The sequence below is a fragment of the Cupriavidus sp. 01L46 genome (assembly GCF_056399905.1).
Map to the genome: position 1 here is coordinate 1 of NZ_JBFTSF010000731.1, position 435 is coordinate 435.

The following is a 435-nucleotide window of genomic DNA, read 5'->3' on the forward strand; positions in this document are numbered from 1 at the left end:
TCATAATACCGTCTCAAATCAGTTTCTTGCCGCGAAAATATAATTGGATTTACCAATTCATTCGACGTCTCCAAAAGCGAATTCAGCTCCATTTGCCCATTAAAAGACAATATCCTCTCCGCCCTCAAAAGGGAACCGTACAGAACCGCAGCATAGCCTCCCGCCGAACTGCCAACCGCTACAACAGTCAATCCAGCCGTTTCTAATTCCAGAAATTTCAACAGTCGATCCGGCGTATTAATCCTTGAGTTTATCCCAGTCAAATACCACTGCTTACGAATATCCCGAACAAATATGTGTTTACGGACTCCATTAATCCGATTACCGTACCACTCGAACGAGTCCTTTTCCACGATACGATGACGAAAGCTACCTTCGTTGTTTGGAAAATAGATATCGTTACTGCTAAAGTAAATAGCACAGCCTCCCTCAGGA

At 43.7% G+C, this 435-nt stretch carries 1 protein-coding gene; it reads right to left on the reverse strand.

Annotated features, from left to right (window positions below; translation table 11 throughout):
- Positions 1-221: hypothetical protein (locus AC1DS3_RS39540; protein ID WP_477129489.1), on the reverse strand; the 221-nt coding region annotated here is incomplete at its 3' end.
- Between the last annotated feature and the right edge of the window lie 214 nt (positions 222-435).